The following is a 25,996-nucleotide window of genomic DNA, read 5'->3' as shown; positions in this document are numbered from 1 at the left end:
ATGCGCATCTGCGGCATCAAATTAACACATGACGGCGCAATTGCTCTCGTCGAGGACGGGCGGCTCGTTTTTTGCACCGAGCAGGAAAAGCGCGGCAACAACCCGCGCTATCAGTCCATCGATAACCTCGATGAAGTCGTGCGTGCGTTGGCGGAGCATGGACTTGATCCGCGAGATATTGATCAGTTCGTCATCGATGGCTGGGATGGAGAAATCGAGTCGCGGTTCCAGGTCCTTAGTGGGGCGGTGCCGATCACGCTGAAAGGAGGACCATATGTCGAGCGTCATGCTGAGGGCCTTCTTGATTCCGTCGAAGGCTTTGGCCTGATCCTCGGCGACAAGGTCTTTCCCTATAAAAGTTACCCGCACGTCACGGGCCACGTTGCATCAGCCTATAGCACCAGCCCCTTTGCCAGCACCGGAAAACCCGCGTTCTGTCTGGTATGGGACGGCTCCATCTTTCCCCGGCTTTACTATGTCGAACCTCGCGGCGCGCGGCTCGTGAGATCCTTGTGTCCCATGATTGGTCAGGCCTATGCTGCCGCCGGCCTTCACTTCGGGCCTTACAGGCAGCCGAACCGCACCAGCTGGGATTTGGGCATCGCCGGTAAGCTGATGGCGTATATCGCGCTTGGCTCTGTCGACGAAGACGCTGTCGCAATTTTTCAAGAACTGTACGAGAAGCGCTTCGCCGCGGACACGGAGCAGGCTCGTCGCTACCGCGCGGACATCCACAATCCGGAAGCGTTACTTGCGGCTACGCACGAGTTTTTCGAGGCGAGCGCATTGCGCCTTACAGGCAGACGAGCCGAGGACATCCTTGCCTCGTTCCATATGTTCCTGGAACGGCTTCTGGTTCGGGAAATCGCGATGGTTCTGTTACAGCACTCCTCTCTTCCAGGCGCGCGAAATCTATGTGTGGCAGGTGGGTGCGGTCTCAACATCAAGTGGAATAGTGCGCTTCGCGCGACGGGCCTGTTCGATGAGGTGTGGGTACCGCCTTTCCCGAATGACAGCGGCTCGGCAATAGGTGTTGCTTGCGCGGCGATGGCGGCGCGAAATGGGTTTGGACCGTTGGAATGGTCTGTTTACAGCGGTCCGGCTCTGCAGGCCACCGAGGGGTTGTCGGAATGGGAGGCCGAGCCGTGCAGTCTGCGTGAGCTTGCCGCCATTCTCGCCGACAACAAGCCGGTAGTGTTCCTGTCCGGGCGCGCCGAGCTGGGTCCGCGAGCGTTGGGCGGCAGAAGTATTCTGGCGGCTCCCACGTCACCGGCGATGAAGGATCACCTCAACGACATTAAGTGTCGTGAGCACTTCCGACCGGTGGCGCCGATCTGCTTGGAGGATCGCGCGCCAGAGATATTCAACCCAGGTACGCCGGACCCCTACATGCTGTTCGATCATCAGACCAGGGCGGAATGGTGTGACAAAATCCCCGCTGTCATCCATCTGGACGGCTCGGCGCGACTACAGACAATCTCCCGCAGCTCTCCGCACAAAGCCGCTCAGCTTCTCATTGAATTCGAGCGCCTTACGGGGCTTCCGTTGCTCTGCAACACGAGCGCAAACCTGAACGGGCGTGGGTTCTTTCCCGACGCCGCGGCGGCCTGTCGATGGGGGCGCGTGGAGCATGTGTGGTGTGATGGCCAGCTCTGGACCAAGCCGGCCGCAAGGAAGCAGCCGCCGGCTAAACGGCTCCAGTCGGCCTAAGATGAGCATGTCCACGGTAGCAATCGACCTCGCCGGCGTCAGAAAGTCATTTGGCGGAAGAATTATCGTCGATGAACTGTCGTTCTCGGTTGCCCGCGGAGAGTGCTTCGGTTTACTCGGGCCAAATGGAGCCGGCAAGAGCACGATCGCCCGTATGCTCCTCGGCATGATCTCGCCGGACGCAGGCGAGATAATGGTACTCAATGAACCTGTACCGGCGCGCGCTCGTGTCGCACGCATGCGGGTCGGTGTCGTACCACAGTTCGACAACCTTGAGCTTGAGTTTACCGTACGCGAGAATCTGCTGGTGTTCGGTCGCTATTTCGGCATGAGCGCCCGCAAGATCGAAGCCATCGTACCATCGCTGCTCGAGTTCGCGCGGCTGGAAACCAAGGCGGACGCACGGGTCTCAGAACTGTCGGGTGGCATGAAGCGGCGATTGACCTTGGCACGCGCGCTAATAAATGACCCGCATCTGCTCGTAATGGACGAGCCGACGACTGGCCTGGATCCGCACGCACGCCACCTGATCTGGGAGCGCCTGCGAGTTCTGCTGGCGCGTGGCAAGACGATCCTGCTGACAACCCACTTCATGGAAGAAGCCGAGCGCCTATGCGACCGCTTGTGTGTGCTCGAGAGTGGACGCAAGATCGCCGAAGGCAAACCGGACGCGCTGATCGACGAGCATATTGGTTGCAACGTAATTGAAGTTTATGGCGGGGATCCACATGAGCTGTGCAACCTGGTAAGGCCCTATGCACGGCATGTCGAGGTGAGTGGAGAGACACTCTTTTGCTATGCGCCATATCCGGAGCAGGTCCGTGTGCAACTACGGGGCCGTGTGGGTCTACGCATTCTGCAGCGACCGCCAAATCTCGAGGACGTATTTTTGCGCCTGACCGGACGCGAGATGGAGAAGTGAGCGATGGCCGAAAGTTATGCGACGATGATGCCAGCCAACGCTTACAACTGGATGGCGGTGTGGCGGCGGAACTTCCTGGCGTGGAGGAAGGTCGCTCTTGCCGCTATTCTCGGCAATCTCGCAGATCCCATAACTAATCTGCTCGGCCTTGGCTTTGGTCTTGGGCTGATTGTAGGGCGCGTTGAGGGGACTTCGTACATCGCATTTTTAGCGGCGGGCATGGTCGCGACCAGCGCTATGACTTCCGCTACCTTCGAAACAATGTATGCGGCTTTCGCGCGCATGGATGCAAAGCGCACTTGGGAGGCCATTCTATCCACACAGCTTACGCTTGGCGATATCGTTCTCGGCGAGTTGGTGTGGGCGGCTAGCAAGTCGGTTCTGGCCGGAACAACGATCGGGATCGTCGCCGCCACGCTTGGTTATGCATCTTGGCTTTCGATTTTTTACGCTATTCCAACCGTTGCTCTCACGGGTGTTGTCTTCGCCAGCTTAGCCATGGTCGTCATATCTCTTGCTCCGACCTACGATTATTTCATCTTCTACCAGACTCTCTTCCTCACACCGATGGTGTTTTTATGTGGCGTCGTCTTCCCGACCAGCCAACTGCCCGGCTCGGTACAGAATTTGGCTGCCTTGTTGCCGCTGGCGCATTCGGTCGACCTTATTCGTCCAGTAATGCTTGAGCACGATGCCGGCGGCGTTGCGCTGCACATCGGGGCGCTTTGTCTATACGCCGTCTTTCCCTTCTTCGTGTCGACAGCGCTGTTTCGGCGTCGCTTGCTGCGTTGACATGAAGTGCAGCGCCGGGAAAAAATCGATTGAAGCAGTGTCACGTGATCACCTCAGACGCGCTAGGTCGCGCCCGACATCCGTTTACGCTCTCGTCACCGGATCGGGTGCGAACGAGTGCGGGCGACAGCAGGGATAGACACTGCGATGAAATTCTACCAAAGGACATCGACAGCGCCTCAATCGCCGAGCGTGGCCTCGGACATGACAAAGCGTTTGGGGTCGCTTAGGACGTCTCTAGCCCAACCCGAAGCGCGGAATGAGGTAGTGCAGATGCTTGGCAGCTCGAAGAACGATCGGTTCGTTGTCTCCCGACGGCGTACCGGATTCGGCGACTGCCTGTGGTCGCTGGCGGCAGCCTGGCGTTTTGCACAGCGGACCGAGCGGACCCTGGTGATCGATTGGCGGGGATCCTGTTATCTCGACCAACCGTTCATCAATGCCTTCCCCGTGTTCTTCGAACCAATTCAAGACATTGCGGGTGTGCGGGTGATTTGCGACGACCAGATCAATCAATGCTCGTTTCCGGGACCATTTTTTCCGGCTTGGTGGAATAAGCCATCGATCGACTGCGTCTATCGGCCAGACGAGCAGATTTTCCAGGAACGTGACGAGCTCGACCAATTGTTTCAAAGTCAGCAGGATAGTGAAGCTAATACAGTTGTATGTGACGCCTGCCTGATGTGGCGTTGCGATCAAGGAGCAGAACGAGAAATCTTTCGGACCATCAAACCACGATCTGAGATTCAGGCCCGGATTGATGCGATCTACCGCGAGCAGTTTGAGCCATACAGCATGATCGGCGTGCATGTTCGACATGGCAACGGTGAGGACATTATGGGGCATACCCCGTATTGGACCGATCCGGAGCGGGCCCTGCGACAGGTCTGTAATGCTGTCGAAATGGCCAAAGCGTTGCCACACAAAAAACCTGCGAGGGTGTTCCTTTGCACGGACAGTGCGCTCGTCCTGGAAGAGATTTCGGCGAAATTTCCTGATGTCTTCGTGATTCCCAAGAGTTTCCAGGCGCCTCATGCCGGACCATTGCATAGTGGCGCGCTCGGAACCGCAGGCGGCTTTTCCGCTCTTATCGAAATGTATCTTCTTGCAAGGTGCGACACTGCAATTCGCTTTCCCCCGACGAGCGCATTCACGCGCTATGCGCGCCTGTTTGCGCCACGTGTGGTAGAATTCGACCTGAGCGATCCGGGCCGGCTAATCTTGATTGAAGAGGCAGCCCAAGAGCTTGTGACACTATGAAGTTCGTTGCTCGCCTGATCGATCTGTTGGCCGCTCTTTGCATCGAGAAGTACTGTCACTTTTTCTCCGCGCGCAGAATTGTTGCCAAAGCAGCTCCTGGCGGCCAAGTTCCATCAAAGGACGCCACCCGCCAACAGCTAAATGGCAACCACGGTACTCGATCTCCGTGAAGAGTGCTCTGCCGGGCTCAAAAAGGTGCGACCGGTGATGAAAGACGAGCCGGAACGCGCTGCTGACGCAAAGATCGCGCTGGAAGCGGTGCGGAGCAGGCGACGGTGGCCGATCTGGCCCAGCGCTATGAGGCTCACCCAAACCAGATCTGCGCCTGGAAGAAGCAACCGCTGGATCAGGCGGTCCGGGCCTTTGACCCCTTGACGCGGGGGCGGGCGCGAGAGCCAGGACGTTCGCGAACGCGAGATCGAGAAGCTGCACGCCAGTGCTCGATCGCGCCGACATGGCGCTGTCGACTCGCCGGCAATGCACGTTGCTTGGCTAGCGCGCTCTGGGGGCTGCCGGCCGCCACGGCCGGCCAACGATAACGACCTTACCTCATGCGGCGTCTCGACGAGCTGTTCACCGCCTGGCCGCTCCTGGGCTCGCGGCGACTGACCGCGATGCTGAAGGTTTAGGGGCTTCAGGTCAATCGCGAGCGTGCAGCGGTTGATGCGGAAGATGGGCATCGCGGCACTGTGACGGGGCTGGTGCTGGGCCACAAGACATATTCCTATCTTTGCGCAACATGACGATCGACGGCCAAACCAGGTATGGATGGCCGACATCACATATCTGCCCATCGGTCGTGGCTTTCTTTATCTCGCCGCCATCATCGACTGAGCAAGCTGCGCGATTCTGGCATGGCGGTCGTCGATCACGATCGACGTCTCGTTCTGCGGAGCGACTCTGGACGAGGTGCTGACACTTCGGAGATCTTCAACACCGATCAGCGAGCCAATTCATCAGTCCGGCCCTCACGGGCGCGCGAACGCAGGGGGCAAGATCTCCATGGATGGCCGCGGTCGTTGGATAGACAAGGTCTTGAGCGAGCGGTTGTGGCGGTCGCTCCGGCACGAGGACATCTGTATCAAAGGCTATGCCGGCTGCCGCGAGCTCAAGGCAGGGGTCGCGAGCTGGATCGCCTTCTATAACGATCGTCGCCTTCATCAGGCGCAGGGCTGTCGCACGCCGATGGCGGTCTGGCGCGAACGGATGCAGGCCAGCGAAGGCTGTGGACACGGTGGCGGGCAACGCTGATGCGTTGACCACATGGCCACAGCACCTGCAGCAGACCGAGACTCTGGCAGCGCGAAGATAAGGATCAGGAGCGGTAAGTGCAACAAACGGCTCAATTGGTCATGCGCCGCGGGTCCAGTTCACTGGCGCGCACCTGATCCTTTAGGCCCTGATGCCCCAAGTGTTATTCGCGGGCCGCATTGTCCCCGTCAGCGAAAAATGGGCTTCATCTGGGTGAGATCGTCGACGGAACGCAGATCTGTAGACGAAGGACGTCCCGGGCAAAGATCCACTCAGCCGGTTCGTCTTCCGTGCATGCTGCGGCGATCTTCTGAAGGTGTTCAGGCGCAGCCAGGGAGCATGCTTGTCCACAGACCGCCCGGATTGGGTTAGTCTGACCATCATTGACGGTGAACTGCACGTTAGAGTCACGCGCAGGAAAATCGGACGTGCGATGACGATTACGTTAGCTTTGGATCGCTCGAGCTACGGCGACGGGCCGAGTTCCGTGGACCGATCCTTGCGCTGCGAAAGCTCTGCCCGCGGTTAGCGCCTTCGATTGCGCGGTTCAGGATTCAGCGTACGCCTCGTGACCTGTCTTGCTCGCGACACAGACGAGAGCCGACTCCTGACATTTTATCGGTGATGCGCCATTGTCGTCGCAAAGGCAACGCGACGCCTCGCGAGCCCGCCAGACGTTCGATGTGCGCGACACCAGGCCGCAAAGACAGAGCGGCATTGCCTTGGCTATGGTGGCCCAATTCCTGCTTGGAGTGCGCGAGCACGCAACAGGAGAGGAGGTGGGGCGTGGGTCTCGATCTGCCAAATGATGATCTGATCCCAGGCGCGCCATCGGCGATGCACTCGACCTGTCCTTTTCATGCCGATAAGGCTGGCTTGCATCGAGGAGAACGGAAGGCGATGCTGCTAACCGGAGCATCGCGCGGAATTGGTCACGCTACTGCCAAGCTGTTTTCAGAAGCTGGCTGGCGTATCATTTCTTGCGCACGCCAGCCGTTCGACGGCGAGCGCTGCCCGTGGGAATCAGGGAACGAGGATCATGTCGAGATCGACCTCAGCGACCATCGAATGCTGCCGCGTGCGGTAAGCGAGGTGAAGAAGCGCCTGAGCGGTGGAGTTTTGCATACGCTGGTGAATAATGCCGGGGTTTCGCCCAAAACACCTAGCGGGGACCGGCTAACATCCTTGACGACATCCACCGAGACTTGGATGAGGGTCTTCCACCTCAATCTCGTGGCTCCGATCCTGCTGGCGCAGGGTTTGTTTGACGAGCTGAGAGCTGGGTCGGGATCGATCGTCAATGTGACTTCGATCGCCGGATCGAAGGTGCATCCGTTTGCTGGAAGTGCCTATGCGACGTCGAAGGCGGCGCTTGCAAGTCTCACACGCGAAATGGCCCATGATTATGCGCCGCACGGCGTTCGTGTGAACGCGATTGCTCCCGGCGAAATCGGGACGGACATGTTGTCGCCCGACACCGAAGCGCGTCTTGTGCCAACGATCCCGCTGCGCAGAGTGGGAACGCCAGAAGAGGTGGCGAAGGTCATCTTCTTCCTGTGTTCAGATGCTGCGAGCTACGTCACGGGAGCCGAGCTGCCAATCAACGGTGGGCAACATCTGTGATTGGCCTCGTCTGGCAACGCAGCTGACGTGAGCTGCAGCAGTGGAACGTGCGTTTCACGCCGGCGTCGGTCACCCATTCCGCAAAAGCAAACGCACTGAAAGTTTATCGTCGTGTTACGAAAAGATGTTACGTTTCTATGTCATCTCGTTATCTCTCGGCGCTAGATCGAGAATGACATGCGGAACGAAGCTCGCAAACCAGAACAAGGCGTCAGGGAGGATGATCAAAACATCGGAGACCGTCTCATGCTGCATATCGCTACCGCACGCGAAAGGCCTGCCTCACAAGTGGAGCCGGAGCGCGAGCTCTCCTTCGAGCCGTTGCGCGAGAGCGCACTGACCGGCATTTTCGAAATATCGAAGATACTGAACGCTCCTTGCCGGCTTGAAGTCACATTGGCCAACGTCCTCGATCTTCTGCAATCGTTTGTGCAGATGCGACACGGTATCGTCTCACTGTTCGACGATGATGGGATGCCAGACATCACCGTGGGCGCCGGTTGGAGCGAAGGCAGCGACGAACGCTACCGGCTGCGCTTGCCCCGAAAGGCGATCGAGCAAATCGTCGCGGCGGACCGGCCTCTTGTCGCCGAAAATGTGGCAGCCGATCCGGCATTCAGCGCCGCCGATCTCGAGGTGCTGGGCGCCTCGGATGGTACGCCCGTGTCGTTCATCGGGGTTCCAATTCGCATCGACCCCAAGGTCGTGGGTACGCTGACAGTTGACCGTATCCGGGACGACAGGTCGAGTCTGCGGCTCGATCACGATACACAGCTACTCGCCATGATCGCCAACTTGGTGGGACAGACAGTGAAGCTGCATCGCTTGTTCGCTTGCGATCGCGAACGGCTGATGGTGGAGAAGGACCGGCTACAAAAGCAATTGTTTGAGCTTAGGCAACCTGCACGGGATCGTAAGAAGGTCCCGGTCCACGGCATCATTGGCGACAGCCCGGCGCTCCGTGGGCTTCTCGAGAAGATCGCGATTGTAGCCAAGTCGAATAGCACAGTTCTATTGCGCGGTGAATCCGGGACCGGAAAGGAGTTGGTAGCCAAAGCCATTCACGAGTCGTCATCTCGCGCCAAGCGGCCCTTCGTCAAACTGAATTGCGCGGCGCTGCCTGAGACGGTCCTGGAGTCCGAATTGTTTGGCCATGAAAAAGGTGCCTTCACCGGCGCGTTCAGCTCGCGCAAGGGGCGCTTCGAGCTTGCTGACAAAGGGACACTATTTCTTGACGAGATCGGCGAGATCTCTGCGCCGTTCCAGGCGAAATTGCTGCGAGTTCTGCAAGAGCAAGAGTTCGAGCGCGTCGGCAGCAACCAGACCATCAAGGTCGATGTTCGTGTCATAGCAGCAACCAACAGGAATTTGGAAGAGGCCGTGGCAAAGAGCGAGTTTCGTGCTGACCTATACTATCGGATCAGCGTCGTTCCCTTGCTTCTGCCACCGCTGCGCGAACGGCGCAGTGATATTCCGCTGTTGGCCAGCGAGTTTCTCAGGAACTTCAACAATGAGAATGGGCGTACGCTGACCTTGGAGGCGAGCGCGATTGATGTGCTGATGAGCTGCGGATTTCCCGGAAATGTCCGAGAACTCGAGAACTGCATTCAGCGCACGGCGACGCTGTCCGCTGGGCCAGCAATCGTGAGAAATGATTTCGCTTGTTGCCACGGCCAATGTCTTTCCGCGATGCTGTGGAAAAGCACCTCGGAGCAGATGATTATGCCACCGGTCCCGAGCACGCCGGTGCTGGCTAAGTCGATCGCTCCGCTATCGGAAGCGACCGCGCCGGCTCCGCCAGGCGGCAGCGAGTTGGCCTCGCTGACTGCTCCTCCCGGTACAGTCCTCGTAAGCGGCGCGAAGATAGCCGATCGCGAGCGAGTCATTGCAGCCATGGAAAAATCTGGATGGGTGCAGGCAAAGGCAGCGCGCTTGCTGGGGCTAACGCCGCGCCAGATTGGTTACGCGTTGAGAAAATACGGAATCGAAATCAAGCGGTTTTGACCGCAAGGATCTTGGCGTCACTTACCTGACGTGCCCGGCGGCGTCAGGGCGCTGTCGCGGCCTCGACGCATGTCGGTATTCGTCCCTCGCAAAACCGGGCCAGGTCGCTCGATCGGCCCGGTCCAGGCCTTTGTAATAGCGAGCAAAGTCCAAGGAGAGTCGCGATGGTACGAGACTTGCTGGCCTCTTCGCAGCTGTCGCAACTTTTGGAGCAACTCCGTGCACAATGTCGTCTGCATCAAACAGGTTCCTGACTCTGCGCAGATCCGTGTGCACCCCGTTACTAATACAATCATGCGTCAGGGTGTGCCGACCATCATCAACCCATATGACCTCTTTGCGCTTGAGGCCGCGCTGGAACTGCGCGATCGGTTCGGCGGCGAAATAACCGTGCTGACAATGGGCCCGCCGTCGGCGGAAGACTCTTTGAGGAAGGCGCTGACCTATGGCGCCGATCGCGCCGTACTGCTCACCGATCGATGCTTTGCGGGCTCCGACACCCTTGCCACGACGTATGCACTGGCAACAGCTATCCGGAAGATTGGTAAGGAATATGGCCCGGTAAACCTCATCTTCACGGGTAAGCAGACCATCGACGGCGATACCGCGCAGGTTGGGCCCGGCATCGCAAAGCGGCTGGGTGTGCTGCAGCTTACCTACGTCGCCAAGGTTAGATCCCTGGATCTCGTCGCACATACAATCGAAGCAGAACGACGTTCGGAAGGTGGTATCCAGGTGCTGCACACGAGACTTCCCTGTCTCGTCACCATGCTGGAGGCGACAAACCAGATTCGGCGCGGCGCGATGGCGGATGCCTTACGTGCCGCACGGGCGCCGATCGTGAAATGGAGCGCGCACGACGCCGGCGTCGAGGACGTCTCCAAATGCGGTCTCAAGGGCTCGCCGACCGTCGTCAAGCGAGTGTTCGCGCCATCTGCACGTGCTGAGAAGGCGGCTTTGGTTGAGGCCACAGAGCAACCGGCGCAGGCGCTGATAGACGCCATTTTCAAGCATCAACCCAAGCTCGAAGCCGATCTTGCGGCATCAGCCCGTGATGCTTGATCTGGATAGAAGCTCAGTCAGGCCATAACAAAAGGCCAGCTTCGAAGTGGCAGTGACGACGAGGCGAAACCGGTCTGCATCAGGAAGCATCATGCTAGGGCGATGCCGTCTGCACGCCCAAAGTGCTGTCCTTTGGTTCAGGGTGTGAACGGTCCACGGTTCTCGACGGTTTGGGGGTGCCCCGATAGATCGTCAGTGCCGCGATGATGCCGAGCGCGGCTGAAAACATCAGCCAATACCCCGGGGAGGCCTTGTCGTTGGTCCGCTCAATGAGCCAGGTCGAGGCCAATGGAGTAAAGGTCCCAAACAAGGCGGCCGCAAGTGCGAAGGCCAAAGAAAAGCAAGTTGTGCGCACATGCGCGGGCACGATCTCAACGAGCGCGCCCAACATAGTTCCGCTGTAGGTGCCAAAATAGAACGAGAACATCATCGCGACCGCCAACATCTTCCCGAAGGTGGGAGCGCTTACCAGCCAGTTCAAAGCCGGATACGCGGTCATCAATGCAAGGCCGGCAATGGCGAGCAGAACTGGCTTTCGGCCGATACGGTCGGAGACGGCGCCGCCAATCGGATTCCAGAAGAAATTGGTCATGGCGACCAGGAGCGTAACAAGGAGAGCGTCCTGAGCGGATAGCTTCAAGACTGTCTTGCCGAAAGTGGGCGTGTAAACGGTGACGAAATAGAAGGTCGTTGTGCTCAGGATCGCCATCATCATTCCGAGAACGACCACGCGCCAGCTGACCAGCGCCGAGGCAAAGATCTCGCGGGCTTTCGGGTGCTTCTTCATCGCCAGAAATTCCGGCGTTTCCTCCAGTGTTCGACGAAGAAGGAAGATAAGCGGGATGATAAGGCAGCCGAGAAAGAACGGAATGCGCCACCCCCAGGAGGCAACGGTTTCGGCCGGCATCGACTCGTTCAGCAGGTAGCCCACGCTCGCCGCGACAAAGATCGCGACCTGCTGGCTGGACGATTGAAAGGAGGTATAGAAGCCGCGATTGCCTGGGGTTGCGATCTCCGCCAGGTAGACTGAAACGCCGCCGACCTCGACGCCGGCGGAAAAACCCTGGAGCAGCCGTCCGGCCAAAACGATAATCGGGGCAGCAATGCCAATGGTCGCGTAACTAGGACAGAAGGCGATGATGACAGTGCCGATCGCCATGATCGATAGCGTGATGATCAGGCCTTTTCGACGGCCGATCTGGTCGATATAGGCGCCGAGGACGATTGCGCCTACTGGACGCATTAAGGCTCCCAACCAGAACACGCCGAAGGTGTTGAGCAACGAGGCTGTTTCACTTTCGGACGGGAAGAAGGCTCGTCCGATAGCGCTGGCGTAAAAGCCAAACAGGAAAAAGTCGAATTGCTCCAGGAAATTGCCGCTGGTTGCACGCAGGATCGCATTGAGGCGCGATTTAACCGTCCCGGGCTGAATAAGTCTATGTGACACGCGAGTTTCCTTCCCGTCAAGAATGGCCGGTTCGGAAAACCTCACGCCAGCCCAATTGCGTCAGGCCGTGACTTTGTCGTTGGTGACATTACCGGCCGCGCGGAAGGCGCCAGATCTTTTCGGCGTATTTTCGGCGATAATTAGATTAGTGCAGATATTTCAGCGCCGGTTCGCAGAGCACCAGCAGATCTCAACGACAATTGCCGCAAGCTAACTTCATTTCAAACCAAAATTGAGAATTCAGAAGGTGATTCGTTTGCCGACTCACGGCAGCTATGAGGCTGGTTGGAGCGATCTCGGTGGTCAAGGACGTATGTCCCTTGCGGGCAGAGGCTGACACTTATTCGCTGCTCGATCTCCGACAGCCATGCAAACCGTGTCAGACACAAGACACTTGCCCTGACGAGCCTGCATGAACGTTTTCCCAAACTATTCCGAAGCTTATAGCGTGAGAGCAGGTTTTGGCATGACGATTGCTGAAAACGTGCGAGACAACAGGAGCGGACGAGTGCAGGCGGAACCGGTAAGAACCAGCGGCGGTGTTTTCTCAGATGCTCGTGGCGGCGGGCTGCCGACATCTCGTGCAGATCGCGGCTGAAACTCTCAAGAGCGCGGCAGGTGCGCCTCCTTTTTCTGACAGGGTTGTCGCCGCATCAATCAATGGGCGTGCTCCATGTGTGAAAAGGATTGGGCTCAAGACGCCCGGCTAAGGGGGCCGCGAGGATGCAAAGAGTAGAACTCGCCTGGAAGGCGACGGCGGTCACGAGCGCCATCGAGCCATCGAGCTCTTCTGTCTCGACTGGCCAATAGTTGGTCACGACGAAAATTCGTTTCTTCAGGGTTTGTTCTCTCCTCATGGCCATCGTCCAAATGACGTCTTCTGACGCTTCTCGATTTTCGCCGGATCAGCCTCCGCAGATATTTTGCGCGCATTTGACTGAGCGCGCGCGAGCTCTGTTTGGCACACATCCCTTTGCTAAGGAACTGTCCAAAGAGCAGTTTGCTAGCCTGCTGCCTGAATATCTGGCGATGTCGCAGGCGTTTCCCTATCTGCAGGCAGGATCGCAAAAGGATCTCATATTCGATGCAATGCATCATAATCGGGACCTTCCCAGGGATATTGAGCTGACCAGCGTCGTCGCAAACTTCATTTGCTGGGATGAGACGGGCGGCTATGGCCGAATTATCCAGGGTGGCAAGCCGGCGCTACCCGACATTCTGCTGACCGAAAAGTTTCACTCGAACCTGTTCAGAAGGGATGCATCGCGACTGCTCGGCAGAGCAATACGGCCCAACTATAGCGCCACGACGAACCGGTACCTGCATTCTCTCTATGACGGATTATCAGCAAAAGACCCCGTGGTGCGTTGCGCCTACATGGTCGCCTTTGAGCTGCACGCTGCGGAGATGATCCAGGCGCTGTGGACCACCACGGTCAAAACCTTTGACACGCGGCCCGACGATCTTGAGTACTTCCGCAGCCACGTCGGTGGAGAAGATCCGGCCGAAAAGTATCATGGAGAGATGACAAGCCGCCTCATTGGCGAACTTGTCTCGGCGGATCGCAATGGTCGTTTTCTGGACGAGTTCGATCGGGCCTATCGACTGAATTTAAAGTGGTGCCAGGATCTGCTCCGAATTTCCTCACTTGAGCAAAATGACCGAGCTGAAATCGAACACCGTGGCCATTGTCATTGTGGTTCTGTCAAATTCCTCGTGCTGGCGCCGCGGCAGCTATCTGCAGTTCGATGCAATTGCTCGATCTGCCGGATGTCCGGATTTATGCATTTGCCGGTACCTGGCGATAGGCTCACGATTGAATGCGGCGAAGAATTCCTCACCACTTACCAGTTCAATAAGAACATCGCCCGGCACACGTTTTGCCGGGTTTGCGGCGTCAAGCCGTTCTATCGGCCGCGGTCGAATCCCTCCGGATTCAGCGTCAATGTTCGATGCCTGGATAAAAGAACGATCGAAGGCATCAGAATAGACGAGTTCGATGGCGAGCATTGGGAACAAGCATTCCGCTCGAAGCGACCAGGATCCTGGCTCTGCATTGAAGAACAAACCCCGGAGTGAACCCAATGGCACGTTCAGCAAATGACAAAAAAGGCCTACTTTCAGAAGAGGCTCTGACGAAATTCCGCGTAGAGCTGCTGGTGAAGGGTACGATCGTGATCAGCCCCCAGACGTTATTTACGCAGGATGAATTGGCAAGGATCAATCAGCTGCAGGCTGAGATTCCCGAAGAAGAGGTGCGATTGGGAGATGCAGGCGACTCGCACAACGTGTTCGTCAAACGCGTAAGGGTGGACCCGCCCGGCCGCAATCCCAGCAACGTGGATGGCGCAGCGGCGGGGCAAATCATCGATCTACTTGAAAGGAAGGACCGCGGCTTCGCCTTAAAACGGATCCTGGGAGCATCGTCGGATTATGTGATTCGCAGATGCCAGTTGCATCGTATGCCGCCTGGTTCGTTTGTCGGCATCCATTTGGATGCCGAGAGCGATCCAGACTTTGAATACTCCGTAATTGTGCAGCTCGCGCAGGATTTTGAGGGGGGTGAATTCGTCGTATATCCGAGCGCGTATGAGCAGCAGATATTTCGACCACCACTTGGTGCGGTGCTCGTCACAACATGTAGGCTGCGCCATGAGGTGAAGCCTGTATCCGCCGGGGAGCGCCGGTCGCTGGTCTACTTCTGTTCGAAGCGCAGCGGCACAAACCGGCGCATCATCGAAAGCTCTACCAGCGGCCATAAAGCAAGTTAGCTCAAAAACTTGCGAATAGGTTGAGTGGCGCAAGTGCTCTCAGGCAGTGAGATCGGCAGATCGCACCCATCTTGCAGAAGATCTGTCTTGCGAGATGGTTTGTCGCTGCGGCGCGCGCTTTCAGGTTGGCTCCGGTGAGGGCCGTCGGCGAGAGCCATTCGGAAAGGAATGACGTGGTGACCCGCCAGGATCCCCGGAGCGAGCTCGCGCCCACAAAGGCGCGTCGGCGGTTCCAGATTCTACCGGGTCGAGGTGCGCCAACGTTGGTCAACGCGGGAACCGGGTGTTTCGAGCAGTGAATACGTTTTTTGCCGGGTCCATTTGTTTTGGGGGGCCTATGCGGCGATGCCTTCGTTGGCACCCATCGTCAGCTGATCGCTTGCTGCAATGAGCGTGGCGGTAGATGGTGAATTCGGCGACCGAAATTGCTCTGGCTTAAGGGAGTCGACGCAAACACCCGCGCGGACAGGCTGCTCCTCGCCCAGGCTGCCAGAATGCTGATCCGGGCCATGGAAGCCACGATCGGCAGAATCGCGCAACCTGCCTCATAAGTATACCGGGGCAACGTCGCGGAACTTCGTCACTGTTTTCGAACTGCGGGTGTTCCGGCGCGTGCACGACCGTGTTGTCGCGCCGCTCGTAGAAAGCTACGGGCTCGTCAGGTTCTTGACAGCTATCCGACCTAGCAAAGCAGGCGGATGCTGGGACCATTTGGGACGGTGTGGCGAAACCAGGGTCTAGTGCAAAGGACAGGCGAAAGAGAAGCGGTTAGCTGATGCTCTAATCGCACTCGCTCGATCGCCGATTGTCCCTTGCCGCAGCCGAGGCCCAGATATTTCACCGTCGAAAGTGACTGCGAATGAACTTTCCCTCTCCTGGTCGCGCGCTTCAGCAGTCGGGCAGCGCGGGCGCGCAAGACAACTCGTCGGTCTCCCCCTTGGCGGACGCGGCGGCATTCGGACAACAGCTGAGAGAGATCGCCAATGCGGGTAGTGGCGTGCCGGAGCAGACCTCCGCCCAGCTGGTCGGCGCATCACGAAGCGTGGGGCTGCCCCTTACGGATACCGATCAGCATGAATATTCGACGCTATCGTATGGCGGAAGCTCCCGGGCGATGCTGCTGCCCTCGGGGGCAGGCAGTGTGGGCTTTCGCAGGCCGTAGCGGTGAGCCCCTTTATTCTGAAGATGTGCCTCTCGTCGAGGGGTTGAGAGCAGCACTCATCAAGCGCGGATTCAAGGAACGTACTGCAAAAGGGCACGTCGATTCGCTTCTCAGGTTAGGACGCTGGCTCGTCAAACACAGCAAGCAGGGAATTGCCCAGCGTCTTCACGACAGTACGCTGGACAGCGATGCAGCGGCTTTCGAAGAGATTGGCGGGCGGGGTATCCTCACTGCGCTCGGCCATCTGCGGACCTCTCAGGTGTCGGGCGGAGGGGGGCTATCCCGCGGACTTGCCCCTTTGCTCAGGACGCCGAGCTCATCAAGGAGTACAAGTCGACTGTCATTAACGAGGGCAAGAAGGAAGCAGCGACAGCATACAAGTATGGAACTGCCCTAGGCAGATTCAGTGAGTACCTACGTAACAATGCCAAGCTCGCCATCGCTGCCCGGCTTCACGACAAGTCGCTGGATGAAGACCTCATGCGCTATGAGGCCACCCCCGATCATCACCCGAAGGTTCGAGCTGCACTAGCCCACTTGCGAAAGACTCTGGCCGGCGACGACGCGGTCGAGCTTGATGGCGGTATTCGTCCCGATACGGAAGCCGCGGTCGGAACGGATGAAATGCGGTCGGCAGACGTCGTTGCGCCCGACAGCGTGTGGCAGCGAACGGTCGGCTGGCCAGAGATGCTGCCTGCGCAAGGTCACGAGCAGGATGCGCCCTCGAGCGTCATGGATCAGCCGAGCCCCTCGGCTTATCTGGCTCGGCAAGCAGGCCAGATCGGGCGCAGCGCCGATCTCCTTTATTCTGAGGATATTCCCCTCATTCTCGGGCTCAGGGAAGCGCTCCTCAGGGGCGGGGCTGCCGAGCGCACAGCCAGCAGTAATGTAGATTATCTCTTAGGCTTCGGCCGCTGGCTCTTTGGCAACGACAGGCAACCAATAGCGGAACGGCTTGACCACGAGCGCCTGGATGAAGAGATCGAGGAATTCATAGCAAAGGGCGGTGCCACGAATGTGCGTACGGCACTGGCTCATCTGCGGACCTCTCAGGCAGCGGGCGGAGTTGCACCCGTCGCAGGCCAACCTGACCTAAAAGCCTATCCGGACGACGCAGCACTCATCAAGCAGTACAAGGAAGACGCGGCCGCCGCCGGCACATCAAAGCTTGCCAGGACCTATGCCGTTGCAGAACAGCTGGCAGCACGTCTTGGCTCCCGCTTGCAAGCGGCACGGATGGCCCAGCAGCAGAACGGTCATGATTGCGGAGTCTTCGTGGTGGACGCGACGCGAGCGTTGGTCGGACGATTGGCGCAAGGAGAGCGGCCGGACCGTGAGCCGCTGCACCTCGAGCGCCTCATCGCCGATCGACCGGCGCTTCAGGATCGCCTCGGGACTGATCGCGCCTTACGCTGACGGACTCCATCCGACCGACGGTTTTCGCCCGGATCCGTCTGTCGGCTGAACAGCGCAGCCGGTAACGGATATCCGCATCAGGCGAGATGGACGCGGATCCCGGTCACCTCCCAGGTACCGTCCTCCAGCACACTGTCGGAAGCAGGGGTAAGTTCGAATGATTGGAGTGGCAGGATACATGCGGTTACCATGACCCCAATCAAGCCAATGTGAGTAGCCGTTGTTTGAGATCGCCGGCGGCGGGCCGGTCATACGCAATCACGAGGCACTCCACCGTGCCAGCCTCCTGGTCACTGGCGAGCGGGATCACGCCCTGCTTGCGTGTGCCATCGAATAGAAAACCCTCCCTGGCGAAACGTTCATGTGCAGCCTTGAGCGAACCCGATCGAACATTCCTCACGGATGAAATAACGTGGGAGCCGGAGTAGTCGAAGCCCAGGAGCCGGACGGCAATGCTGTGTAATACCGAGCCGCCACCCCAGCGGCCGTTCGCTTCATTGAAGAGCAGCCGCCCGTCGTTCGTGAAAATGGCGTCAATATTAACCGGTCCGCGATATCCTAGATTGCGGACAAGGGACACGAAGCGGTGAGCATGCGTCTGCGCAGTCAACCATTGCTCATTCCTCAGATCGCTTGGAAGCTCTAGTCCTGTCCAGATCAGAGCCTTTTCGGATTGATCTGTGCTTCGACGCAGACGTATGTTTCCACTGTTGATGAAGATTAAACCATCATTCTCGATCTCATACTCAAGATAGAAGAGGGACCTGGCAAGGTGATATGATTCCACGACCAGCGTGCTGCACGACGCCGTGGCCATCTCGGCCCAAAGTGCGTCAGGATCAAACGACGGCCATAGAATCCGCCGTGTATCTCTTGCCCCAGGCAGTGGACCGCTTTCGTTACTGGCCAGGATGATATTTCCGACGCCGCCGGCCCCATTGTCCAGCTTCACGATGACCCTGCCGGTTTCGTGCCGGAGCAAGTCGACCGCCCGGAACAATTCGTTCGAGTTCGTCGTGACGATTCCATTTGGCATCGGAAGCGCGACACTTGTCGCCAATTGACGGAAATGGCTCTTGCGGTTCAGCAGATCAGGTCCTCGCTGCAGAGCGAAATCGTGCCCGGTTTGCGGAATGCCCAGCATCGCCGCCAATCGCGCGACGCCTTCGCTGGAGTAGCAGGGATACATGCTCCACGAACATGCTTGACGAATATGGCTGTTGAGTCCCTCAACGATGCTGCTGGACAGCAGGGTGCAATCATTCAGGACCGGCGCTTCGTGACCAAATTCAGGTACAAGCAATGAAACGCTTGAGGCGTCGAAATCAAGTATCTCGCCGATGTAGGAGAGCAGATCTGCCGGGATGGAAAGTGGCGAGACGATCAGATCACCCTCCTCAGCAAACCACGTCGAACGGTAAGCCGAGTTGGCAGCGAGCGCGAGTTGAGCTGCTGTCAGATCGGAGCCCGACATTTGGGGCGTACCGGCATTCATGATTATGATCCGTGGCATCGGTCACCTTTGCGTAGTCGGTTACTCAGAGAGCATTAGCAAAAACGGATGAACTGGCTGCCCGTGACCTGGAAATGCGGCCGACAAGATCATTTCGTGGCATCATCGGTAGGATTGCTGGAAAGCACGGCGTGTCTGCATCCGCCGAACTCAACTGCCGCCTCCCTTGCCGCTTGATTGCCTGCTGGCTTCCTTCGGCGCAAAATGCTGGACCTTCCCCTGCGTGAAAATGATCTCGCTTGGAACCTTGAAACGGGCGAGCCGCGACCGGACATGCGCCATCAGCGCTTCTGCTTCGATCCGGGCGCGACCTCGCAACGCGCTCGCGAGGCCGCCATCACATGGTTCGGCGTCCGTTGCACAAGCGATAATCACGACTTTCGGCAGGACAACGCAGCTATTGATGGTCGTTACGGGCGCGATCAACGGATATTGCCTGGCCAATCGCTGGCGATTGATTACTCATTCTGCTTGGCTCAGCAGTGGTGGTGTGCATCTGCCCGTAGTGGTAAGCGCACCATGACGACTGTTTCTTGCCTGGTCTTTGACAGACAGGCTCGCCGCACATATAGGCAGCTCTGGCGTCTCCATCCTTGAAGCCGATGATGGCCCGGCACTGGCCTTCAATATGATCGATCAACAAGACCTTGTTGACGCCGTCAGGCTCTTTCAACTTGCTGCTCCAGGATACCAGGCAATCTCTTCGGTGCCGTTCCGTTCACGCCGAGTGATACTTGCAGCGGGGGCCCGTTGAAATCCTCTGGAGGTTCACGGCCGGTCGCACATCTCCGCGACGAGAACCCACCGGCAGGCCGGCATGAACGGAGCGAAGAGCCGGTTCGGCGGAACGCTTTTGGGACTGTGTTCCGCCAGAAGAGGGGTTGGGGTTCAATATCGGGAAGAGGCCGCGCCCTGCAGGGGCGCTGCATCGAACTCTGCATTGATCTCTTCTCACGTCACCTGCTCGTTGCTGGGCCGACTTGCGCCAGCCACAATGTTGCGATTCTGCAATGCCCGACCATTGCAACTAGCCGCGAGGCGTAAGGCTGCGTTCAAGGCGCGCTGCGTTACTGTTTCGACCGACAGGCCGCCAGGGATGAAGATCATGACCAACCAGGGTGCGGGATTGTTCTGACCAGCTGAGACATTCGTCAGTCCCGGCGGCGGATGAAGATGCGTGCCAACCGAAATATCGTACAACTTAACGTTACGTCCGTTTCAAGTCCTTTCTGACAACCTGCGTGTACATCCCAATGGGTATGTCGGGGTAGACCCCGGGGGTGGGTGGAGAGCTTGCAGCGCGATTTGCGTCAGAAAGTTGCGCTCTTATGAGAACGGCTCTGCTGCTGACCGGGTCCTTGTTGGAGAGGCTCGCAACTCCAGCGATCGACTGCTCGCAGCTGTAGCCGATTCGCGACAACTTCCGCTTAGGCACGCTCACCTCCCGTTTCGTGGTTATCGCAGTGTCTGACAGAGGCGATACAGCAGCCGCGCGCGAGGTTCGATCGATGAAATATAGAGTTGCTCATAATGCGTATGCGCGCCCTTGCCGTCTACGCCCAGGCCATCGAGGGTTGCGGTATGCGGCGCGGTGAAATTGGCGTCGGAGCCGCCGCCGCTGAACGCGTCGAGCAGATCGAAACCGATCTCAGCGGCAAGTTGCCTGGCGTGTTCGTAGAGCGTAGCGCCGGCCTTGCTCTTCTCATAGGGAGGACGGTTCAAGCCGCCCAATACTTTCAGGCGAACGTCATCGGTGCGCGAGGTCATTCGGAGGATTTTTGGCACCAACTCGTCTGCATGAGCCATGGTCGGCACGCGCAGATCGACTTCCGCATAAGCCTGTTCGGCGACTACATTTGGTTTAGTGCCGCCGCGGACGACGCCAACGTTGACGGTGATGCCGCGCGAAAGGTCGTTCATTGCCTCGAGCGTCTGGATCACATTGGCTAGTTCCCGGATCGCGCTACGGCCGTCCTCGGGACGTGTACCGGCGTGCGCCGATGCGCCCTTGATGAGCACATCGAAGCGGCCAACGCCCTTGCGCCCGGTGATGACCTTGCCGCCGTCGCGCGCTGGTTCGGTAACCAGCACATATTTCGCCTTGCGGCCCTCTGCCTCGACCAGCGCCCGCGAGGTCGGGCTGCCGATCTCCTCATCCGACACGTAGAGGTGGGTGATGCCGAGCGGTGGGCGTGCGTCGTCGGCGCAGATCTGCCGAAATGCATGATAGGCCAGATAGGCACCGCCCTTCATGTCGTAGGTGCCCGGGCCGAACGCGCTGTCACCGTTGATTTTGAACGGTAGTCGTCTTATGGATCCCATCGGATGAACTGTGTCGAGATGGCTCAAAACCAGAATGCCCGGCACGCCTTGTCCCCAGGACGAACGCGTGACCAGGTGATCGCCGCAACCCTCGCGTCCCGCAATGCGTTCGATGGTCGCCGGTAGGTCACGATAGCCTGCCGCTACCACGTCAGCCAGCTTGTTGAGCTGATCCGGCCGCTCCGTCGGCGACTCGAGTTCGACCCATCGGCGGATGCCATCGAGGATCGCGGAGGTTTCAAACGGGTGACTGGACATAGTTGTCTGATGCCCCTCGAATCTGAACTTTCATCACTCACCCAAGATCATGGTACGCCCACTTGCCCGCATCGAGATCGAGCACGGAGATCTCAGCTTGGCCGTCTATTGCGACGCAGTGCGCGTTTGAACCACGATCTTGCCGCGATGCTACGCGCCTACCGAGGAGAACTGAGCTACCAAAGCTGGTAGTTTACGTCGTGGACCATGTGGGTCCAGCATGCGGTAGGAAAGTGTAGCTAGTCGCGAGGAATGCGTGCTTCTCAACGTGAGGTAGCCCGTAAGAACCAAACCAATCCACGAGTCGGCGGGATGATTGTTTGATAACTGTCGCTCCAGTACCGGTCGTCCGCTCAATACGTATTCTATTCTAACGACGTTCTGCGCAGAACTCGAAGCGCGCGCTCGAAATTGAACAATGTACAGCCGTGGCCAGTCCGCGCTGCGGCAACTTGTCCGATAAAGATCCTATGTGTGCCAATGATCTTGTCGTCATACCACGCGCATTCGAGCGCGCAAAATGCTTGGTACAATAACGGCACATCAATCATGCCTTGAGCCCAGGAAGCGGTGCCGAAGCGATGAACGTGTCGCTCCCTCCTGGCCGCAAAAACGCAGACTAAGTCCTCCTCGTCGCTGCGGATAAGATTGATTGCAGAACTGCACCTACCAAGTATCGCGTCATGCAACTCAGAGGAGCGAATGCCGACAAGCAAGCACGACGAGTGGGATGCAGATGGAGTCATGGAATTCGCTATCAGTCGACGTCGTCCGCCGGCCGCTCCGGGCGTCACGATGGCGGTACCGCTTGCCAGAGTTCGCATTGCCGGACGGAGGTCTGCCGGCTGGATAGACAGCAGTTTCCCTACCCTGGGGAAAACTGGTGCTTCATAATCAGCTTTCGACCGGAGTCCCGCCCTGGTTAGCGCGCTCAATGCACTCGCAAGAGAACACGCTTTTTTGCATCTAGAAGATGCACATCGAGCGTCGCGTGCAGCGAACCCCGCAGCTCGGGCGGGATCGAGCCATCCGTATCGATCAATTCACGAAACTTTCGAATGATGTGTTCTATCATTGCGATGGATCCGAGTGCTTCCAGCTTCTGCGATGACATTATCTGATTATCTCCTTTGGAACGCGGCGCACGCCGCGGGTCTCTCTCTCTCGGCAACAGGCCCGGAGCAGATTCTCGCTGATGAACATGAACGGCTCTCGAACCCGCGTGCTTAACGCGGATTGCCTTGATCGGCGCGCGGCAGGCGGCGCATGCTCATCGAGAGCACCAAGGAGTCGACGCCCATTCGCTGAAATTGCTTAGCGCTTGTCACGATCGGCCTCCGCCGGAATCTCCTTCGAACCCGGAGCCGTTGGAGACCGCAATCAGGCGTTTCAGTCGAACGGCTGCGCCGCCACCGTCAAGCGCATGTTGTGCAAGGGCGACGCCCTCCTGCAGCGTCTGGATGCGGCCAGCCACGATCAGTGTCGCCGCCGCATTTAAAAGTGCAGCGTCGCGAAGTCGACCTGGAATGCCATTGAGTACGTCTTGCACGGCGACGGCATTGGCCTTCGCTTCGCCGCTCTCCAGCGTCTCCTTGTCGCAGCGGGCAAGCCCGGCTTGTTCCGGCGTTACTTCAAAGGTGCGCACTGTGCCGGCCGCAAGCGCAGCAACAAAGGTCGGTCCGGCGAGGGTAACTTCGCCGACTCCGTCAGAGCCATGAACCACCCATGCCGATTCGACGCCGAGGTTTTTCAACACGTAAGCCAGAGGCTGCACCCATTCGCGAGCAAATGTCCCAACGATCTGCCGCTTGGCCCTGGTCGGATTGGACAGGGGCCCGATGAGGTTAAGGATGGTATGGGTCCCAAGTGCGGTCCGGATCTGGCCGACGCGCTGCATCGCTGGATAATGGGCCGACGCAAATGAGAAGCCGATTCCGGCTTCGTTGACACAGCGCGCAACGGCCTCAGGCTTGAGGTCAACGTTGACACCGAGATGCGCCAACATGCCTGCCGTGCTAGGACTTGAAGATGTATCGCTGTGGGCATGCCTGGCGACAGGAACGTCGGCTCCGGCGACGATAAATGAGGCGCAGGTCATGACGGCGGCCGAATACGCAACGGTATCGCTCGTACTAACCATATTGATGGGATCGCATGCGATCTCGATCCGCGGCATTCTCTCGCGTACCGCTGAGACGGCACCGGTGACCTCTTCGATCGTTTCGCCCCTGACTCGCAAACCCATCAACAAGCCGCCGATCTGCGACGGAGTCGCATGACCCGACAACAGGCCGTCGAATGCTGACGCAGCTTCCGCACGGGTCAGGGTGGCGCCGGTAGCAACTTTACCGATAATTGATTTCAGCGCTTCCATCGACTTTACACGTTCATTGTCGGCATCCGAAGCGTTTCGATTCAACGGGGGCGTTTGTTGAAGAGACATGGCACTGCCTGTCTTGATGAAGCCGTCTTGCCCATCGACGCACGCCCGAACGTCGACGTTTGAGTGATCGGGTGGTTTGGGCACCGCCATTTTGTCTAGGCTACAACCTGACGCAACGTGAGGGTCAAGCTCTCCATGTCGTGGATGCCGTCAAGAGATCGCTGGCCGATGAGAGCGGTGCCGTCGCTGCGCCAGCAAGGATGGCGAACGCAACGCCGGCGATTGTCACGGCTCTGGCGAACTCCGCATTTCGGAAAGTAGCCCATAGCCGGGAGCAGCGCGCCGGCGCGCGCCTGGTCGGTGGCCGCGATGATCTGCCCAGGAGCGAGATAACTTGTGATCGGCGTTCTGCCGCCGACCTGAATGGCCAGGTCGGCTATGGAGACGGCGGGTGTTCTCGTATCTAGTTCGTGGTAGGCAATTGCGGAACGGAGTCCAAGCCTACGTAATGTTTTGACGATGCGGGCGGCTATCTCGCCCCTGTTGGCGATCAGTACGGTGTGCGAGGTCGGCTATCTCGGAACGTGAGGCGGGCGAACAGGCCACCTGATCCTCTACTTCGAGGTACCGCCGTTCTTGCCCATATCTCGTGAGGAGATCACGTAACGGCATTGCTGGCTGAGGCTGCTGTGCTTGGATCTGAGGCAAGCAAGGATAGCGACGTAGCTCGGTATGTGATTGCTGCAAAGGCGGAACACGTCCTCCATACACGCCTGTCTCTCCTCGGGAGTCGGGGCTTGATCTTGCGCGTTTACCTGCCGCGGGATTACAGCAGTCACTGCGGCAGCTAGAGCGACGGCGCGGCAGGATTTTAGGAGCGAAGCCAAACCGGTCAGTTGGTATTGAGTCATGCCATTCCTTAAGAGTGGTAGGTCTGCGATGTCTTGAGCGAAGCGCAAAATCGTCTGTCCGTCGGCCAATAGACGTGTAGCGCCAGGTGCAATGCCCCGAGTGCCGTTTCGCTTACTCTGATATGCCTCGATGTCCTGAGGTATTCGGCGTGGTACGTCTTTCGGTGTTTGAGCGCAGCCCCACCTCACGGCCGATAGTTGCCGTCACGCGGGCGCGATACGGGATCGAACAAGACCTGCGGGCTGGTGCCGGACTTATCGAGGCAGAGAGATGGGCCAAACGCCAGGTGCGCCAGCTGATGACGCAATTGATCCTGCGTAACGAACCCTGCTGGGACACCAGCAGGTCATGCTTAGTGTAGTCGGCCTGCGCTCCACATTAATGTGGAGACGGCGATCGGGATGATGCCTTCTGTAGAAATGTTCGAAGGGCCCGATTGCTTCCGCCGCTAGCCGAGGTAGCCTCGGATAACGTGTGAACAGGCACGTGTCTGCAAAAGCGTGTGATCCCGCGCGACTCTCGCGGGGTGAGTCTAGATGTTCGACACATTCGCTCTTCTCATTGCCTGCAGCAAGCGTCTGGATTGCCGGAGGCGCTCCCGGCCTGTCCAGGATCGTACAATCTGACGCTGCGTATGATTCAACCCTCTTCTTGAATCAAGTCAACCGAGTATCCTCTGCGGTGGCGAACGGCGCTTTGATGGCCGCCGGCTCTTACGTGATTATACGGAGCGCCGGTGTCGCATTTCTTTGATGTCTCAATTGCATGCTCACGGCATGAATCCGAAAAGTAAACTCTATCAGCCCGACCACTGGCGAAGCCGTGCGGAAGCAACGCGAAAAAAGGCGGAAGGACTCGCTTACGGTAAACCCAGAGACAGGCTTCTTAACGTTGCGATCGAGTACGATAAGCTGGCTCGGCGTGCCCAAGAGTGGCAGACGCGTAGAAGGGAGGACGAAACATGGCCAGAGCGAGAGCTGTAGGGCTTTGCTGGGCTTCGAGAAGCCGCGCCTCAGCTGGACGGCCGCAGCGCCAATCGCGGAGCAAATGTCACTCGGCAATCGTCGCATCCAAGTAAGTAGCGCTGAAGGTGGCGCTTTGGTCCACGATGGGCCGTTTGGCTTCGAGGCACATTGAGTGGCCTCGAAGCTGGTTCGGCACGGTATGCCGGGTGCGTCTTCTTGCCTC

General features: G+C 58.4%; 21 protein-coding genes. 11 read left to right on the top strand and 10 right to left on the bottom strand.

What is annotated here, in order from left to right:
• From nodU to ACVMB0_RS37310, 8 genes are all read left to right on the top strand, one after another.
• Entirely contained in the window at positions 1–1,710 is a 1,710-nt protein-coding gene (gene nodU, locus ACVMB0_RS37345; RefSeq protein ID WP_461349434.1) for a nodulation protein NodU, read from the top strand.
• 1 nt (position 1,711) lies between these two features.
• A complete protein-coding gene (nodI, locus tag ACVMB0_RS37340) occupies positions 1,712–2,632 on the top strand; it encodes a nodulation factor ABC transporter ATP-binding protein NodI (RefSeq protein WP_456709295.1) in 921 nt (306 codons plus the stop codon).
• A 3-nt stretch (positions 2,633–2,635) separates the two neighbouring features.
• Positions 2,636–3,424 carry an ABC transporter permease gene (locus ACVMB0_RS37335; RefSeq protein ID WP_461349433.1) on the top strand — a complete coding sequence of 263 codons (789 nt, stop codon included), beginning with the start codon at positions 2,636–2,638 and terminating at the stop codon, positions 3,422–3,424.
• 147 nt (positions 3,425–3,571) lie between these two features.
• On the top strand, positions 3,572–4,684 hold the full coding sequence (locus ACVMB0_RS37330) for a nodulation protein NodZ (protein ID WP_461349432.1): 1,113 nt from the start codon (positions 3,572–3,574) through the stop codon (positions 4,682–4,684).
• Positions 4,685–5,686: 1,002 nt separating this feature from the next.
• Positions 5,687–5,935, top strand: coding sequence for an integrase core domain-containing protein (locus ACVMB0_RS37325; RefSeq protein ID WP_461349431.1), 249 nt, complete (start codon positions 5,687–5,689; stop codon positions 5,933–5,935).
• Positions 5,936–6,721: 786 nt separating this feature from the next.
• Positions 6,722–7,558 (top strand): SDR family NAD(P)-dependent oxidoreductase, encoded by an 837-nt coding sequence (locus tag ACVMB0_RS37320; protein ID WP_461349430.1) that lies wholly within the window; start codon positions 6,722–6,724, stop codon positions 7,556–7,558.
• Positions 7,559–7,735: 177 nt separating this feature from the next.
• Entirely contained in the window at positions 7,736–9,562 is a 1,827-nt protein-coding gene (gene nifA, locus ACVMB0_RS37315; RefSeq protein ID WP_461349429.1) for a nif-specific transcriptional activator NifA, read from the top strand.
• 219 nt (positions 9,563–9,781) lie between these two features.
• Positions 9,782–10,624 (top strand): electron transfer flavoprotein subunit beta/FixA family protein, encoded by an 843-nt coding sequence (locus ACVMB0_RS37310; RefSeq protein WP_461349428.1) that lies wholly within the window; start codon positions 9,782–9,784, stop codon positions 10,622–10,624.
• 94 nt (positions 10,625–10,718) lie between these two features.
• Here ACVMB0_RS37310 and tcuC read toward each other — a convergent pair whose 3' ends face one another.
• Both tcuC and ACVMB0_RS37300 read right to left on the bottom strand, forming a co-directional pair.
• Positions 10,719–12,071, bottom strand: a complete 1,353-nt coding sequence (gene tcuC, locus ACVMB0_RS37305) for a tricarballylate/proton symporter TcuC (RefSeq protein ID WP_461349427.1) — start codon at positions 12,069–12,071, stop codon at positions 10,719–10,721.
• 653 nt (positions 12,072–12,724) lie between these two features.
• Positions 12,725–12,928, bottom strand: coding sequence for a hypothetical protein (locus ACVMB0_RS37300; RefSeq protein ID WP_461349426.1), 204 nt, complete (start codon positions 12,926–12,928; stop codon positions 12,725–12,727).
• On the opposite strand from ACVMB0_RS37300, the gene ACVMB0_RS37295 reads away from it, so the two are divergent.
• The 3 genes from ACVMB0_RS37295 (at position 12,927) to ACVMB0_RS37285 (ending at position 17,420) form a co-directional block, all read left to right on the top strand.
• Complete coding sequence (locus ACVMB0_RS37295; RefSeq protein WP_461349425.1) at positions 12,927–14,150, top strand: GFA family protein; 1,224 nt, start codon at positions 12,927–12,929, stop codon at positions 14,148–14,150. The two genes, ACVMB0_RS37300 and ACVMB0_RS37295, sit on opposite strands and share 2 nt — an antisense overlap.
• 5 nt (positions 14,151–14,155) lie before the next feature.
• On the top strand, positions 14,156–14,842 hold the full coding sequence (locus ACVMB0_RS37290; RefSeq protein WP_461349424.1) for a 2OG-Fe(II) oxygenase family protein: 687 nt from the start codon (positions 14,156–14,158) through the stop codon (positions 14,840–14,842).
• 1,642 nt (positions 14,843–16,484) lie between these two features.
• Complete coding sequence (locus ACVMB0_RS37285; protein WP_461349423.1) at positions 16,485–17,420, top strand: hypothetical protein; 936 nt, start codon at positions 16,485–16,487, stop codon at positions 17,418–17,420.
• 199 nt (positions 17,421–17,619) lie between these two features.
• Here the strand turns inward: ACVMB0_RS37285 and ACVMB0_RS37280 are convergent, their stop codons facing one another.
• From ACVMB0_RS37280 to ACVMB0_RS37245, 8 genes are all read right to left on the bottom strand, one after another.
• Complete coding sequence (locus ACVMB0_RS37280) at positions 17,620–18,915, bottom strand: preATP grasp domain-containing protein (RefSeq protein ID WP_461349422.1); 1,296 nt, start codon at positions 18,913–18,915, stop codon at positions 17,620–17,622.
• A gap of 168 nt (positions 18,916–19,083) precedes the next feature.
• A complete protein-coding gene (locus tag ACVMB0_RS37275) occupies positions 19,084–19,359 on the bottom strand; it encodes a hypothetical protein (RefSeq protein ID WP_461349421.1) in 276 nt (91 codons plus the stop codon).
• On the bottom strand, positions 19,331–19,606 hold the full coding sequence (locus tag ACVMB0_RS37270) for a hypothetical protein (RefSeq protein WP_461349420.1): 276 nt from the start codon (positions 19,604–19,606) through the stop codon (positions 19,331–19,333). Before ACVMB0_RS37270 ends, ACVMB0_RS37275 begins: the two co-directional genes overlap by 29 nt.
• A 782-nt stretch (positions 19,607–20,388) precedes the next feature.
• The gene (locus ACVMB0_RS37265) at positions 20,389–21,513 is read right to left on the bottom strand and encodes a M20 family metallopeptidase (RefSeq protein WP_461349419.1); all 1,125 of its coding nucleotides are present in this window, start codon (positions 21,511–21,513) and stop codon (positions 20,389–20,391) included.
• Positions 21,514–21,878: 365 nt separating this feature from the next.
• Positions 21,879–22,337 carry a flavin reductase family protein gene (locus ACVMB0_RS37260; RefSeq protein WP_461349418.1) on the bottom strand — a complete coding sequence of 153 codons (459 nt, stop codon included), beginning with the start codon at positions 22,335–22,337 and terminating at the stop codon, positions 21,879–21,881.
• A 107-nt stretch (positions 22,338–22,444) separates the two neighbouring features.
• Complete coding sequence (locus tag ACVMB0_RS37255) at positions 22,445–22,627, bottom strand: hypothetical protein (protein WP_253624336.1); 183 nt, start codon at positions 22,625–22,627, stop codon at positions 22,445–22,447.
• A gap of 210 nt (positions 22,628–22,837) precedes the next feature.
• A complete protein-coding gene (gene trpD / locus ACVMB0_RS37250) occupies positions 22,838–23,887 on the bottom strand; it encodes an anthranilate phosphoribosyltransferase (RefSeq protein WP_461349781.1) in 1,050 nt (349 codons plus the stop codon).
• Positions 23,888–24,051: 164 nt separating this feature from the next.
• Positions 24,052–24,417 carry a biotin carboxylase N-terminal domain-containing protein gene (locus ACVMB0_RS37245; protein WP_461349780.1) on the bottom strand — a complete coding sequence of 122 codons (366 nt, stop codon included), beginning with the start codon at positions 24,415–24,417 and terminating at the stop codon, positions 24,052–24,054.
• Positions 24,418–25,996 lie beyond the last annotated feature (1,579 nt).

Source organism: Bradyrhizobium sp. USDA 4451, from assembly GCF_054822585.1.
The sequence above is the reverse complement of the archived record's forward strand: the minus strand, read 5'-3'. Positions and strand labels throughout refer to the sequence as shown.